We start from the raw sequence: 14,595 nt of genomic DNA, 5'->3' as shown, positions 1-14,595 counted from the left end.
CAGTACATTTTTTTACAGGGTCAATCGTTCATTTTTCCCCTCTTCGCCATTTTTCGAAAATTTTTGCGACTTCATCTGTCAGAGGAATTTTTGATATCGGCTTCTTTTGTTGAATATGCTTAACGTTCGTTAAAATATTTCGTTGCACCGCATCCACTTCAATGAGTAGCTCCCGAGCTGATTTACGTAGCGCTCCTTGACCGAAAATCGCCCACTGTTCCGTATAGTCTGACGTAGCAACATATACTTTTGTCCGAACTTGCTGGAGCGATTTCGCCAATTTCTCGATATGTTCATCAGCCGTTTCGTTTTCCTTCGTGAAAATGACCTCTACTTGATGATCGACATATTTTTTTGTTGCTCCTTGTACAAGGTGTGCGTCAAAAACAATAATGACTTTACAACCAGTAAATGCTTGATATTCCGCCATTTTCTCGACAAGTCTGTCACGAGCTAACGATAAATCTGTATCGCGCAACTCGCGCAGTTCTGGCCAGGCACCGATGATGTTGTAGCCATCAACGATTAAAATGTCCATTTTACTCACCTAATGGATGACGCTTTCGGTACACCTCATACATTAACAAGCTCGCCGCAACAGAAGCATTTAACGATGTGACATGCCCAATCATCGGCAAGCGAATGAGCACATCGCATTTATCTCGTAATAAACGGCTTATTCCTTTCCCTTCACTACCAATAACTAAGGCTAACGGAATAACCCCATCAAGTTGACGATAATCTTGGTTTCCTTTTGCATCTGTTCCAAAAACCCAAACTCCTCTCTCTTTTAATTCATCTACCGTTCGCGCTAAATTCGTTACACGCGCAACAGGCACATATTCAATCGCACCCGTTGACGCTTTCGCCACCGTTGCGGTTAAAGCGACCGAGCGCCGCTTCGGAATAATAATGCCATGAGCACCTACCGCATCAGCTGTTCGCATAATCGAACCTAAATTGTGCGGATCTTCAAGTTCATCTAGAATAATAAAAAATGGTGCTTCCCCTTGTTCTTCTGCCTTTTTAAATAAATCGTCTATATCATAGTATCGATATGCAGCAACTTGTGCAATGACTCCCTGATGATTGCCTTCACTTAATTGATCCATCTTTTTTTTAGGAACATATTGTACTGTAATACCCATCTCTTTTGCGAGCTGAATGATCGACTGCATTTGACCACGTTGCGAGCCTTCAGCAATCCATATTTTATTCATTTCTCGCCCGGATTTTAACGCTTCTAGCACGGGATTTTTACCAATAATGAGATCCATCATTCCATCCTCCTTTCTTCATCATTGCGATGTACATTCAATGCCCACTGCATTAATTGATAGAGCCGTTCTTCATTTCCGCTTAAAAAGTGGTAACCAACTAACGCTTCAAATCCTGTGCTTTGACGATACGTTTGTACATCTGTATTTTTCGGTGTACTCCCCGATTTTGCATTACGACCTCTTCGAACAATAGCTACTTCCTGTTCAGAAAGCTGGTTATGATTGAGCAACCATTGCAACACTTGTGATTGCGCTTTAGCACAAACGTATGTTTTTGCTAAGTTGTGTAAATCGTTTGGTTTTACTTTCCCTAAGGTAAGGAGGTGATGCCGTACGAATAATTCGTATACGGCATCACCAATATAAGCCAACGCTAAACCGTTCAACTGTTCAAAATCCTTAATTTTGTTAAACAAATGTAACATCGTCTTATCCTCTTCTCCATCTCGTTCCTTGTGGTGTATCTTCTAAAATAATGTTTTTTGCCTTTAATTCATCACGAATGCGGTCAGCTAAAGCGAAATCGCGATTTTTCCGCGCTTCCATTCGCTGTTGGATAAGCACTTCAATTTCTTCATCAAGTAATTCATCTTGCTGTAAAGAAAGACCTAGCACATCAAAAAATTGTTCGAATTGTCGTAAAAACTTCTGAATGACCATTTGCGATGTATGCTTTTCCATTAAGTATACATTCGCTTGTTTTGCTAGTTCAAACAGCACGGCGATCCCGTTTGCTGTATTAAAATCGTCATCCATTTCCCGAATAAACTCGTCTCTTAGTCCTTCAATTTTCGCTAGCCATTGTTCATCATTCGTCGTTAAATTCGTGCTGCTTTCTAAACGATGTTTTAAGTTCGCATAAGCCGTCTTTAAGCGTTCCAACCCACTTTTTGCACTTTCAAGTAATGGTTGGCTATAGTTAATTGGATGACGATAATGAACTGAAAGCATAAAGAAACGTAACACCTGCGGATCAACTTGCTTAATAATGTCGTGCACTAAAATAAAGTTGCCGAGCGATTTCGACATTTTTTCATTATCGATATTAATGTAACCGTTATGCAACCAATATTTCGCAAAAGGCTTTCCTGTTAGTGCTTCAGACTGAGCAATTTCATTTTCGTGATGCGGGAACGTTAAATCTTGTCCCCCAGCATGAATGTCAATCGTATCACCTAAATATTTGCGCGCCATCGCCGAACATTCAATATGCCAGCCCGGACGCCCTCTCCCCCATGGGCTATCCCAATAAATCTCTCCTTCTTTCGCCGCTTTCCATAGCGCAAAGTCAAGGGGATCTTCTTTTTTTTCACCAATTTCAATCCGAGCACCTGATTTTAGTTCATCAATCGATTGATGGGACAATTTACCATAATTAGAGAAGCGGCGTGTTCGATAATATACATCACCGTCAACTTCATACGCATATCCTTTTTCAATGAGTTGTTCAATAAATTGGATGATCGTATCCATGTTTTCTGTCACTCGTGGATGAACGTCTGCTTTTTTGCAACCAAGCGCTGTAATATCTTCAAAGTATGCTTCGATGAACCGTTCTGCAATGGTCGGCACATCTTCTCCTAATTCTTTTGCTGCGCGAATGAGTTTATCGTCTACATCTGTGAAATTCGAAACGTATTGCACTTCATATCCACGAAATTGCAAATAGCGTCGAATCGTATCAAACACAATAGCAGGGCGAGCGTTGCCAATGTGAATGTAGTTGTATACTGTCGGACCGCATACATACATTTTCACTTTATTTGGTTCTAATGGGACAAATGGTTCCTTTTTTCGCGTTAACGTATTATACACTTGAATGCTCATGGTTCACCGTTCCTTTCTTTAGTTCTTCTAATTGTGCTTTTAGTTGCTCAATTTCTGCTTCTAACTCTTTAAAGCGATCTGCAATCGGATCCGGCAAATCACAATGATTTAAATCTTTATTCACACGCACGCCATTTTGCACAACGACGCGACCGGGAATTCCGACAACCGTTGAGTTAGGCGGCACATCTTTTAACACGACCGATCCTGCCCCAATTTTACTATTTTCCCCAACCGTAATCGAACCAAGCACCTTTGCACCGGTAGCAATCAAACAATTATCTTTAATTGTCGGATGGCGCTTCCCCTTCTCTTTTCCAGTTCCACCGAGTGTAACGCCTTGATATACCGTTACATTGTCACCGATCTCGCATGTTTCCCCGATGACGACTCCCATGCCATGATCGATGAAAAAGCGACGACCAATTTTTGCCCCTGGATGAATTTCAATGCCCGTAAAAAAGCGACTAATTTGTGAAATAAGACGTGCTAAAAAATAAAATTTCCGCTTATAAAGTGCATGGGCGATGCGATGTGCCCAAATGGCGTGCAGTCCTGAATACGTTAAAATGACTTCTAAATAACTTCTTGCTGCTGGGTCTTGTTCGAAAATCACTTCAATGTCTTCTTTTAATGTTTTAAACATGTTGGTCCCCCCTTTGTTATCTTTCAAATAAAAAAACGTCTCTGTGTACAATGACACAGAGACGCTTCATTAGCGCGGTTCCACTCTGTTTAGCCAAAAGGCTCACTCTTGCCCTTATAACGGAAGGGAATCCGCTCCATTCTACTGCAGAACGTCTCTGGTTCGAAAGGAGGCTCCGAGGTGCATTTCAAAAGAATCGAGCATAAACCACTTCCAGCCAAGGTGATTCTCTCTGACATGCTGATTCTTTTTACTTCTCCTCATCGACGCTTTCACCGATATGACTTACACCTATTTTATTATATAGACAAAGAAATGTTAACCGATCAATTTCGCTAATCGGGACATAACCGTTTCTTTTCCAAGCAAACGAATCGCCTCGGGAAGTTCTGGACCATGCGTTTGCCCTGTAACCGCTACGCGAATTGGCATAAATAAGTTTTTCCCTTTTTGGCCGGTTTCTTTTTGTACTGCTTTAATCGCGGCTTTAATGTGCTCACTATCAAACGTTTCAAGCTGTTCAATTTGCTCATAAAATGTTTTTAATACATGTGGCACTTGTTCACCAGCTAAAACAACCTTCGCCCCTTCATCATACTCGATTTCTTGCTTAAAGAACAACTCTGACAGTTCAACAATCTCAGCGCCGTAGCTCATTTGCTCTTGATATAGTGCAATCAAATCACGAGCCCACTGCTTTTCTTCATCGGTCATCTGTTCTGGCAAGCGCCCTGATCGAATTAAATGAGGAAGCGATAGCTCTACTAGACGATCTAAATCAAGTTTTTTAATATACTGGTTGTTCATCCATGTTAACTTTTGTTTATCAAACATGGACGGAGATTTTGATAAACGAGAAACATCAAAAATGCGAATAAGTTCTTCTTTTGTAAAAATCTCTTCTTCCCCTTCTGGCGACCAACCTAATAGCGCAAAAAAGTTAAACATCGCTTCTGGTAAATATCCAAGCTCTTTATATTGGGAAACGAATTGAATAATGGACTCATCGCGTTTTGATAATTTTTTGCGATTTTCATTTACAATCAGCGTTAAATGCGCGTATTTTGGTGGCTCCCAACCAAAATATTCATACACCATTAACTGTTTCGGGGTGTTTGATAAATGCTCTTCGCCGCGGAACACGTGCGTAATTTTCATTAAATGATCATCAATCACGACAGCAAAGTTATACGTTGGGATGCCGTTTGCTTTGACGATCACCCAATCACCAATATCTTTCGACTCAAACGATACATGACCGCGCACCATATCCTCAAATTCATATACTTTTCCTTCAGGCACTTTTAAACGAATCGTGTAAGGCTTTCCTTCTACTTCGAGCTGTTGAACTTGCTCTGGCGTTAAATGACGGCATTTTCCGCTGTATTGTGGCGCCGCAATACCTGCCGCTTTTTGCGCCTCACGCTCTTGTTCTAGTTCCTCAGGTGTGCAAAAACATTTATAAGCATAGCCTTTTTCTAACAATTCGTTTGTATATTGGCGATATATGTGCAGACGCTCCGTTTGACGGTAAGGGCCGTATCCCCCATCTTTATCGACAGATTCATCATATTCAATACCGAGCCATTTTAAATTTTCAAGTTGTGACTGTTCGCCACCTTCTACATTCCGCTCAATATCTGTATCTTCAATACGAACGATAAATTTTCCATGATGATGACGAGCAAACAAGTAGTTAAATAACGCTGTGCGCGCACCGCCAATATGTAAATGACCCGTCGGACTCGGCGCATAACGCACCCTTACTTCCTGTGACATGTCATGACCTCCATCTACCTAATTTCTGTACCTCATTGTACCGTAAACGCCATACAAAATCCATCATTCATTATTTTTTTGTAACAAAACAACAGCTTGTGCCGCAATGCCTTCTTCCCTCCCTGTAAAGCCGAGCTTTTCTGTCGTCGTCGCCTTTACGTTGACTTGTGAAACGTCTCCTTTTAATAATTCAGCAATTCGTTTTTGCATGTTTGAGATATATGGAGCCATTTTTGGTTTTTGAGCAATAATTGTGCAGTCAACATTAACAAGTGTATATCCATGTTGCTGCACAAGGTTCCATACGCGTTGTAGAAGGAGCGCAGAATCAGCATCCTTGTATGCTTCATCTGTATCAGGGAAATGCTTTCCAATATCTCCTTCGCCAATGGCTCCTAAACAAGCATCAGCAATCGCATGTAACAGCACATCCGCATCAGAATGTCCAAGCAGTCCTTTCTCATACGGGATATTGATTCCACCAATAATAAGCGGACGCCCTTCAACAAACTGATGGACATCAAACCCTTGTCCAATTCGATACATCATCGATCCCCTCTCGCACGTAAAATAGCCTCTGCAAATAGTAAATCTTCTGGTGTTGTTAGTTTAATATTCGTATATTCGCCTTCTACAATGACGACACGTTGACCCATCCGCTCAACAAGACTTGCATCATCTGTTCCAATAAACTGTTCTTTCTTCGCACGCTCATGAGCATCAAGAATTAATGGCATGGAAAAAGCTTGTGGCGTTTGTACAGCCCACAAGCTCGATCGATCGACCGTTTTTTGAATATGGCCATCGATCACCTGTTTCATCGTATCCTTGACAGGAACAGCAAGTACAGCTGCTCCTGTCTCTTTTGTTACCTGAACAAGTTCGTGAATTTTGTTGATTGTTACAAATGGACGAGCACCATCATGGATGAGCACAATATGACTATCATTCACCGTTTTTAATCCGTTGTAGACGCTCTGTTGTCTTTCTTCCCCTCCTGAAACGAGGGCATTTACTTTTTTTATTTCAAAGCGATGAAGCATATGGACAAATTGTTCACGTTCTTGATCATTAATGACTAACACAATACCTTGACATAAATTATCTCTTTCAAATACACGTAACGTATGAATAATAACGGGTACTCCTTCAAGCTCAATAAACTGTTTGTTTATTCCTGCATTCATTCGTTTTCCTTGGCCCGCTGCCGGTATAACGACATGGTAATTCATTTCCCTATCTCCTAACAGCTCATAATGCTTTTTCAAGTAGTTTTAATTTGGCAAAAATCATTCTTCCAGCCGAAGTTTGTAAGACGCTCGTCACAAGTACATCGACTCGTTTCCCGATGTAGTCTTTTCCGTCCTCTACAACGATCATCGTCCCATCATCCAAATAAGCAACACCTTGATTTTGTTCTTTTCCGTCTTTAATGACGTGAACATTCAATTCTTCCCCTGGAAGAACAATCGGTTTCACTGCGTTCGCTAAGTCGTTAATATTTAGTACCGGAACATTTTGTAATTCACACACTTTATTTAAATTAAAGTCATTTGTCACAACAACGCCTGATGTCAATTGAGCCAATTTTACAAGCTTGCTGTCGACTTCTTGGATTCCTTCAAAATCGCCCTCATATATTTCAACGTTAATCGCCAGTTCTTTTTGAATGCGGTTTAAAATATCTAGTCCTCTCCGTCCGCGATTTCTCTTTAAAGCATCAGAAGAGTCAGCGATATGTTGCAATTCTTCGAGAACAAACCGCGGAATGACAATCGTCCCTTCCAAGAAGCCCGTTTGACAAATATCTGCAATACGACCGTCAATGATGACACTCGTATCTAAAATTTTTAGCGATTTCCCTTTTTTTTCTTCTTCCTCGCTACCTTTTTTCTTTCCACTTCGATTCGGTAAAGAAAATAGATTCATTAGCTCATCGCGTTTTTTAAATCCGACTTGAAATCCTAAGTAGCCTAACAATAGTGTAAGAAAAATCGGTAACATTGTGTTAACAAACGGAAATTGAATCGACTTTAACGGAATGACGACTAAAAAGGCAACAATAAGCCCAAAAATTAAACCGAGACTCCCAAATAACAAATCTGTTACAGGTGCTTTGACTAACGTTTCTTCCATCCAATGAATAAGTCCAACCACATGATCGACTAACCAAAACGTGAGAAGGAATACGATGATCGCACCAACTGGGGCGGCCACATATGGGCTATCGACATAAGGAAGATCGTTTAGATGCAATAGTTTTAACAAAGTAGGAAAGAAAATAATTCCTAACATTCCCCCAGTAATTAAAAAAGATGCTTGCACAATTCGTTTTAACACGTTTTTCACCTCCTCTATTACATTATAAACAGTTTCCAATGTTTGAAACCAATCTGAACATTATTTTTAATCATTTTTTAATGGTTTTGTTAAAATATTGGGCGATTTTTCCCTTCCCCTAATGCGCAATATAGCGCTTCTTCTACATTAGCTACTCCAATCACTTCAACACCTTTTGGAATGTTCCAACCGCCGATGTTGCTTTTCGGAATAATGATGCGCTGAAAGCCGAGTTTAGCAGCTTCTTGCACACGCTGTTCAATGCGGGATACACGACGCACTTCACCTGTCAATCCGACTTCTCCGATCACAACGTCCGTATGGTTTGTTGGTTGATCACGAAAACTCGAAGCGATGCTTACCACAATTGCTAAGTCAATCGCAGGTTCATCTAACTTAATCCCACCGGCCACTTTTAAATAAGCATCTTGGTTTTGAAGAAGTAGGCCGACCCTTTTTTCAAGCACCGCCATTAGTAAAGACACACGATTATGATCTATTCCTGTTGCCATTCGACGGGGTGTTCCAAAACTTGTCGGTGATACTAACGCTTGAATTTCCACTAACACAGGTCTCGTCCCTTCCACGGAAGCGACAACCGTTGACCCTGAGGCACCTTTCGAACGCTCTTCTAAAAAAATTTCTGATGGGTTTTTGACTTCTGTGAGTCCCATTTCTTTCATTTCGAAAATACCGATTTCATTTGTGGAACCAAATCGATTTTTCACTGCCCGTAAAATGCGATACGTATGATGACGCTCTCCTTCAAAATATAATACGGTGTCAACCATATGTTCTAAAATGCGTGGTCCAGCAAGCGCCCCTTCCTTCGTAACATGCCCAACAATAAAAATCGCAATACCTTTCGTTTTAGCTACTCGCATCAGCTCTGCTGTACATTCACGGACTTGTGAAACGCTTCCTGGAGCTGATGTAATTTCTGATCGATATATCGTCTGAATCGAGTCAATGACAACAAAAGCGGGCTTCATTTCGTCTATCGTTTGGATAATATGTTCTAAATTTGTCTCGGATAAAACATATAAATGTTCAGCTGTCACATGTAACCGTTCAGCACGCAACTTCGTTTGTTTTACTGATTCTTCCCCGGAAATATATAATACAGGGTGAGCATCGTTTGCGAGCTGAGCACAAATTTGTAACAACAATGTCGATTTTCCAATCCCCGGATCACCACCGATCAAAACGAGGGAACCACGAACAATTCCGCCTCCTAACACGCGATTAAACTCTGTAAACTTCGTATCGATTCTCGGTTCTTGTGTTGTTTCTACCGTCGTAATCGGTACAGGTTTAGCTGCTATCCCCTCTGTATGCACAAATAGCGCACGGTTATGTGGTTTTACTATTTCCGTTTCTTCGACCATTGCGTTCCATGAATGACAACCTGGACATTTCCCCATCCATTTCGCAGTTTCATATCCACAATGTTGACAAACGAATTTCGTTTTTCGCTTAACCATTACTCCATTCCTTTCATGATGAAAAACAAGGTATGCGTGTAAGCATACCTTGTTTTCGTTATTTTACTGTCTCTTTTGTTAACACAACAAACTGGCCGTCTTTTACGTCCATAACAACTTTTTGTCCGCTTCCAATCGTTCCTTTTAACAGTTCTTCAGATAAACGGTCTTCAACATGTTTTTGAATCGCTCGACGCAATGGACGCGCCCCGTACTCTAAATCGTAACCTTCTTCTGCTAATTTTTCAATTGCAGCATCCGTTAATTCTAAATTGATTTGTTGTTCTTGTAGACGTTTTTTCAATTGTTCAACCATTAATGAAACAATTTCGTTCAAATGTTTCTTTTCAAGTGAATGGAAAACAATAATTTCATCAATTCGGTTTAAAAACTCCGGACGGAACGCCTTTTTCAACTCGTCCATCACTTTCCCTTTCATATCTTTATACTGTTGACTCTCATCTTGCACATTAAAACCAACATATTTATTTCTCTTCAAGGCGTCAGCACCAACGTTTGATGTCATAATAATGATCGTATTTCGGAAATCAACTGTCCGTCCTTTCGAATCCGTTAAACGTCCATCCTCTAACACTTGCAATAAAATGTTAAACACATCTGGATGCGCTTTTTCAATCTCATCTAATAAGATGACAGAATACGGTTTGCGACGAACTTTTTCGGTTAATTGTCCACCTTCTTCATAGCCGACGTACCCTGGAGGTGAACCGACAAGACGTGATGTCGAATGTTTCTCCATATATTCAGACATGTCGATTCGAATCATCGCATCTTCATCACCAAACATCGCTTCAGCAAGCGCTCGTGCTAACTCTGTTTTTCCTACACCCGTTGGTCCAAGGAAAATAAACGAGCCGATTGGGCGTTTTGGATCTTTTAATCCTGCACGGGCGCGACGAACTGCTTTTGCGACCGCCTTCACCGCTTCTTCTTGTCCGATAACACGAGAATGTAAAATTTCCTCTAACTTTAATAATCGTTCTGTTTCAGTTTGAGCTAATTTAGAAACTGGGATCCCCGTCCAACTTGATACGACGGCTGCAATATCCTCAACAGTCACTTCTGAGTTTTCTTGACCTTGTTTTTCTTTCCAAGCCCGTTTCGTTTCTTCAAGTTGTTCGCGCAATTTTTGTTCCGCATCTCGTAATGATGCAGCTTTTTCAAACTCTTGGCTTTGCACAGCAGCATCTTTTTCTTTTCGAATTTCCTCGAGTTTTTGTTCGAGCTCTTTTAAATTTGGTGGTGTCGTAAACGAACGTAAACGTACTTTCGAACAAGCTTCGTCAATTAAATCAATCGCTTTATCTGGTAAAAATCGATCCGAGATGTAACGATCTGAAAGCTTCACAGCTTGCTCAATTGCCTCATCTGAAATAGAAACGCGATGATGAGCTTCGTAACGATCGCGTAGTCCTTTTAAAATTTGGATCGATTCCTCAACCGTTGGTTCGCCAACATGAATTGGTTGGAAACGTCTTTCTAACGCAGCATCTTTTTCAATATATTTTCGGTATTCATCTAACGTTGTTGCCCCAATACATTGTAGTTCGCCACGAGCAAGAGACGGTTTTAAAATATTTGATGCATCAATAGCTCCTTCGGCACCGCCAGCTCCGATGAGGGTGTGCAATTCGTCAATAAACAAAATGATGTTGCCTGCTTGGCGAATTTCATCCATCACTTTTTTCAAACGATCTTCAAATTCGCCACGATATTTCGTACCTGCAACGACTGTTCCCATATCAAGCGTCATGACACGCTTATCGCGAAGCGTCTCTGGCACTTCGTTATTAACAATTTGTTGAGCTAGTCCCTCGGCAATGGCCGTTTTCCCTACTCCTGGCTCCCCGATTAAAACAGGGTTATTTTTCGTTCTACGGCTTAATACTTCGATCACACGTTGGATTTCTTTACTTCTTCCGATGACAGGGTCTAAACCCCCTTCACGTGCGATCGCTGTTAAATCACGTGCTAAACTGTCTAATGTCGGCGTGTTCGCATGCGTTGTTCCCCCATGATGTCCTGAGGCAGACTCATTGCTTCCTAGCAACTGAAGTACTTGTTGGCGAGCTTTATTTAAGCTTACTCCTAAATTATTTAAAACGCGGGCGGCTACACCTTCTCCTTCTCGAATAAGTCCAAGTAAAATATGCTCTGTTCCAACGTACGAATGTCCAAGCTTTCTAGCTTCATCCATTGACAATTCAATCACTTTTTTAGCACGTGGCGTATAGTGAATCGTTTGTCCTACTTCGTTTCCACGTCCAATGAGTGATTCCACTTCTTTTTGAATTTTATCTGGTCCTAATCCGAGCGCCATAAGCGCTTTTGCTGCAATTCCTTCCCCTTCTCGAATAAGTCCAAGCAAAATGTGCTCTGTCCCAATATTGTTATGTCCTAATCGAACAGCTTCTTCTTGTGCTAATGCTAACACCTTTTGTGCTCGTTCTGTAAAACGTCCGAACATCATTTTCATCAACCTCCTTTTATTCACTTCCATTGGTATAATCGTTCACGAATGAGCGATGCACGGCGAACATCCCGTTCTTGCGGGCGTAATGCGCCACCAGCATATTTTTGTAAAAAGCCGGGCTGCGTCAAAATCATTAACTCTGTTAAAATTGTTTTCGGCACGTTCGTAATATATCCGAGATCAATGCCTAATCGTACATCAGATAAGCATTGGGCAGCTTCTTTTGAACCGATGATTCGACTGTTCGTTAACACACCGTAAGAACGATATACCCTATCTTCTAATTGTATGTTAGAAGTTTTGACTAATGCCTCACGTGCCATTCGTTCTTGTTCAATTAATTGACGAACAACACCTGTTAAGTCTTCAACAATATCCTCTTCACTTTTTCCTAATGTAACTTGATTCGAAATTTGAAAAATGTTTCCTAACGCTTCGCTACCTTCTCCATACGTGCCACGAACAACTAAACCGAGCTGATTGATTGCAGGAATAATTTGATTCATTTGTTGCGTTAACACAAGACCCGGCAAATGCATCATAACAGATGCGCGCAGTCCTGTTCCGACATTTGTAGGGCAACTAGTTAAATATCCGTATTTTTCATCAAAAGCATAGTCGACATGTTGTTCAATCCAGTCATCTAAAGTGTTAGCCATTTTTAACGCTTCTTTTAATTGAAAACCTGCAAACAAACATTGAATGCGAATATGATCTTCCTCATTGATCATAATGCTTGCTTCTTCTTGTTCCGATAATAAACATGCACCAAATGTACAATCTTCAGCTAAATGAGGACTAATTAAATGTTTTTCGACTAACACACGCTTTTCAATCGATTGTAATTCATTCATTTTTAATAAGAAAAAGGGACCGATATGACCGAGACGTCTTTGTGAAAACAACTGTTCAAACAATTGAACAATTTGTATGGCCTCTTCATTTGTAAATACGGTCGGAAATGAGTATTGTTTCATATTTCTCGCTAAACGGATACGGCTACTTAACACAATATCAGAATCCGATCCCTCTTCGTTCATCCATGGACTGAGAGCGCGTTGGAAAAACAAATGTTCATTCATGTAATGAAGCGCCCCCTTCCGTATTTAATTTTGCTTCGAGTTCTCGAATTTGATCACGCACTTCAGCAGCTTTCTCAAATTGTTCTTTAGCAATAAGCTCCTGTAACATTTGTTTTAAATGACCGATTTGCTTACGGACGTACAATGTCCCCCCCACTCGCTTGGGAATTTTTCCTTCATGTGCTACATGTCCTCCATGTAACTTCCGAAAAATAGGTGGTAAATAGTTGCGAAATGTTTCATAGCAACTTGCACAACCAAAGCGACCAACTTTTACAAATTGGGCATATGTCATTTTGCAACGCTCGCATTGTAATATATGTTCATCGTGAAAAGGGCGAGCTTTTGGTTCTTTTAGTGATGCATCCATATTTAATAGTCCTGCAATTAAATTATTGATTGAAAAAGCACCTTGGTGTGGGAACATAAACATTTCACCTTTTTCGTGGGCGCATTGCTCACAAAGATGAATTTCTGTTTTTTCTCCATTAACAATTTTAGTGAAATGAAGCGTTGCCGGTCGTTGATTACACTCTTGACATATCAAAACATTCACCCTCTCTACATATACTTTAACGATGTCAGCATCGCTTTTAATATGCGCGCACGTAGCTCATCACGATGAGGAAGGTCAAGAGATAGAACCGTGCGATCAATAATGTTTAACATCATATTCGCTTCTCGTTTTGAAATTACCTTTTCATCTAATAAGCGTTGAATAATATGTTCTCCATTTGTTTGGCTAATTCGGTCTTGAACAAGCGACAATAAATGATCAATAAGCTGAGAGGCACTTTGGGTTTTTACTTTCATGATGCGGATATAGCCACCGCCACCTCGCTTACTCTCAACAATGTACCCTCTTTCTAATGTAAAGCGTGTATTAATGACATAGTTAATTTGAGAAGGAACACACTGAAACTTGTCTGCAATTTCGCTTCGTTTAATCTCAACGATATCTTTTCCGCTCATATTTAATACTTGCTTTAAATATTGCTCAATGACATCAGAGATATTCCTCACATAATCCCTCCTCTGTCAGTTGACTTTGACTATATTTGACTTTAATTTTAATATATACGGAATTCTGCAAAAATGCAAGGATTCCCTTCTTTTTCTCATATATTTTACCCATTGCATTTATTCAATAAAACAAAAAGACCAAGACAATTTTTCGTCTTGGTCTTTTTGTTTGCTCGGCAACGTCCTACTCTCGCAGGCGGTGTCCCGCCAACTACCATCGGCGCTGGAGAGCTTAACTTCCGTGTTCGGGATGGGAACGGGTGTGACCTCTCCGCCATCGTCACCGAGCAATATATCGAAGGATGATTCCTTCAAAACTAGATAACAGGCTGGACAGTCGCCTTCGCTTTTCGCGATGTCTAGCTCCGAACGAACATCCTCCTACGCCCTCGCTTTTTCCGTTCGACGTGCACGCACGTCTTCGTCAAAAGCTTTCGGCTCCGTCGGATGTTTTCTTGACTACGTCAAGAACCGTTCTCCGCTTTTCGCGATGTCTAGCTTCGGCTCCTAGCCCCTCGAATGGCTTCAGTCCTGCTGTGGCGGCAACAGCCTCCTCGCAGGCCTTTCGCCTTCTTCGTGGCTGAACAGTCGCCTTCGCTTTTCTTATGTGTTTAGTTAAGTCCTCGATCGATTAGTATCC

At 40.9% G+C, this 14,595-nt stretch carries 14 protein-coding genes, 1 rRNA gene and 1 other annotated feature; all 15 genes read right to left on the bottom strand.

The window, feature by feature from the left end; all coding sequences use genetic code 11:
* Positions 1-28 precede the first annotated feature (28 nt).
* The gene (locus ACYQY7_RS06335; RefSeq protein ID WP_461201257.1) at positions 29-538 is read right to left on the bottom strand and encodes an NYN domain-containing protein; all 510 of its coding nucleotides are present in this window, start codon (positions 536-538) and stop codon (positions 29-31) included.
* A 1-nt stretch (position 539) separates the two neighbouring features.
* A complete protein-coding gene (rlmB, locus tag ACYQY7_RS06330; protein WP_461201256.1) occupies positions 540-1,277 on the bottom strand; it encodes a 23S rRNA (guanosine(2251)-2'-O)-methyltransferase RlmB in 738 nt (245 codons plus the stop codon).
* Positions 1,277-1,705 carry a Mini-ribonuclease 3 gene (locus tag ACYQY7_RS06325; RefSeq protein ID WP_461201255.1) on the bottom strand — a complete coding sequence of 143 codons (429 nt, stop codon included), beginning with the start codon at positions 1,703-1,705 and terminating at the stop codon, positions 1,277-1,279. Before ACYQY7_RS06325 ends, rlmB begins: the two co-directional genes overlap by 1 nt.
* 4 nt (positions 1,706-1,709) lie before the next feature.
* Positions 1,710-3,107 (bottom strand): cysteine--tRNA ligase, encoded by a 1,398-nt coding sequence (cysS, locus tag ACYQY7_RS06320; protein ID WP_461201254.1) that lies wholly within the window; start codon positions 3,105-3,107, stop codon positions 1,710-1,712.
* Complete coding sequence (cysE, locus tag ACYQY7_RS06315) at positions 3,088-3,753, bottom strand: serine O-acetyltransferase (protein ID WP_183250242.1); 666 nt, start codon at positions 3,751-3,753, stop codon at positions 3,088-3,090. The genes cysS and cysE overlap by 20 nt, the downstream gene beginning before the upstream one ends.
* Before the next feature lie 54 nt (positions 3,754-3,807).
* Positions 3,808-4,029: a binding site (T-box leader), on the bottom strand.
* Between the two features lie 42 nt (positions 4,030-4,071).
* A complete protein-coding gene (gene gltX, locus ACYQY7_RS06310; RefSeq protein WP_461201253.1) occupies positions 4,072-5,532 on the bottom strand; it encodes a glutamate--tRNA ligase in 1,461 nt (486 codons plus the stop codon).
* Between the two features lie 63 nt (positions 5,533-5,595).
* A complete protein-coding gene (ispF, locus tag ACYQY7_RS06305; protein ID WP_461201252.1) occupies positions 5,596-6,078 on the bottom strand; it encodes a 2-C-methyl-D-erythritol 2,4-cyclodiphosphate synthase in 483 nt (160 codons plus the stop codon).
* Positions 6,078-6,764: a 2-C-methyl-D-erythritol 4-phosphate cytidylyltransferase gene (ispD, locus tag ACYQY7_RS06300; RefSeq protein WP_461201251.1), complete on the bottom strand. Its 687-nt coding sequence runs from the start codon at positions 6,762-6,764 to the stop codon at positions 6,078-6,080. Before ispD ends, ispF begins: the two co-directional genes overlap by 1 nt.
* A gap of 19 nt (positions 6,765-6,783) precedes the next feature.
* Positions 6,784-7,872, bottom strand: coding sequence for a PIN domain-containing protein (locus ACYQY7_RS06295; RefSeq protein ID WP_183244247.1), 1,089 nt, complete (start codon positions 7,870-7,872; stop codon positions 6,784-6,786).
* A gap of 89 nt (positions 7,873-7,961) precedes the next feature.
* Complete coding sequence (radA, locus tag ACYQY7_RS06290; protein WP_461201250.1) at positions 7,962-9,356, bottom strand: DNA repair protein RadA; 1,395 nt, start codon at positions 9,354-9,356, stop codon at positions 7,962-7,964.
* 58 nt (positions 9,357-9,414) lie between these two features.
* The gene (clpC, locus tag ACYQY7_RS06285; protein WP_461201249.1) at positions 9,415-11,847 is read right to left on the bottom strand and encodes an ATP-dependent protease ATP-binding subunit ClpC; all 2,433 of its coding nucleotides are present in this window, start codon (positions 11,845-11,847) and stop codon (positions 9,415-9,417) included.
* A 20-nt stretch (positions 11,848-11,867) separates the two neighbouring features.
* Positions 11,868-12,932 carry a protein arginine kinase gene (locus ACYQY7_RS06280; protein WP_461201248.1) on the bottom strand — a complete coding sequence of 355 codons (1,065 nt, stop codon included), beginning with the start codon at positions 12,930-12,932 and terminating at the stop codon, positions 11,868-11,870.
* Positions 12,925-13,479: a UvrB/UvrC motif-containing protein gene (locus ACYQY7_RS06275; RefSeq protein ID WP_461201247.1), complete on the bottom strand. Its 555-nt coding sequence runs from the start codon at positions 13,477-13,479 to the stop codon at positions 12,925-12,927. The genes ACYQY7_RS06280 and ACYQY7_RS06275 overlap by 8 nt, the downstream gene beginning before the upstream one ends.
* Before the next feature lie 14 nt (positions 13,480-13,493).
* On the bottom strand, positions 13,494-13,904 hold the full coding sequence (locus ACYQY7_RS06270; protein WP_461201289.1) for a CtsR family transcriptional regulator: 411 nt from the start codon (positions 13,902-13,904) through the stop codon (positions 13,494-13,496).
* A 222-nt stretch (positions 13,905-14,126) separates the two neighbouring features.
* Positions 14,127-14,243 (bottom strand): 5S ribosomal RNA (gene rrf, locus ACYQY7_RS06265).
* Between the last annotated feature and the right edge of the window lie 352 nt (positions 14,244-14,595).

This window comes from Anoxybacillus sp. TBDG-1 (assembly GCF_054815885.1).
This window is presented reverse-complemented; position numbering and strand designations above follow the sequence as displayed.

Bases quoted from the DNA above. Each gene is read 5' to 3' on its own strand.
- ACYQY7_RS06335 (WP_461201257.1), bottom strand. From the start codon at position 538: ATGGACATTTTAATCGTTGATGGCTACAACATCATCGGTGCCTGGCCA.
- rlmB (WP_461201256.1), bottom strand. From the start codon at position 1,277: ATGGATCTCATTATTGGTAAAAATCCCGTGCTAGAAGCGTTAAAATCC.
- ACYQY7_RS06325 (WP_461201255.1), bottom strand. From the start codon at position 1,705: ATGTTACATTTGTTTAACAAAATTAAGGATTTTGAACAGTTGAACGGT.
- cysS (WP_461201254.1), bottom strand. From the start codon at position 3,107: ATGAGCATTCAAGTGTATAATACGTTAACGCGAAAAAAGGAACCATTT.
- cysE (WP_183250242.1), bottom strand. From the start codon at position 3,753: ATGTTTAAAACATTAAAAGAAGACATTGAAGTGATTTTCGAACAAGAC.
- gltX (WP_461201253.1), bottom strand. From the start codon at position 5,532: ATGTCACAGGAAGTAAGGGTGCGTTATGCGCCGAGTCCGACGGGTCAT.
- ispF (WP_461201252.1), bottom strand. From the start codon at position 6,078: ATGTATCGAATTGGACAAGGGTTTGATGTCCATCAGTTTGTTGAAGGG.
- ispD (WP_461201251.1), bottom strand. From the start codon at position 6,764: ATGAATTACCATGTCGTTATACCGGCAGCGGGCCAAGGAAAACGAATG.
- radA (WP_461201250.1), bottom strand. From the start codon at position 9,356: ATGGTTAAGCGAAAAACGAAATTCGTTTGTCAACATTGTGGATATGAA.
- clpC (WP_461201249.1), bottom strand. From the start codon at position 11,847: ATGATGTTCGGACGTTTTACAGAACGAGCACAAAAGGTGTTAGCATTA.
- ACYQY7_RS06280 (WP_461201248.1), bottom strand. From the start codon at position 12,932: ATGAATGAACATTTGTTTTTCCAACGCGCTCTCAGTCCATGGATGAAC.
- ACYQY7_RS06270 (WP_461201289.1), bottom strand. From the start codon at position 13,904: ATGAGCGGAAAAGATATCGTTGAGATTAAACGAAGCGAAATTGCAGAC.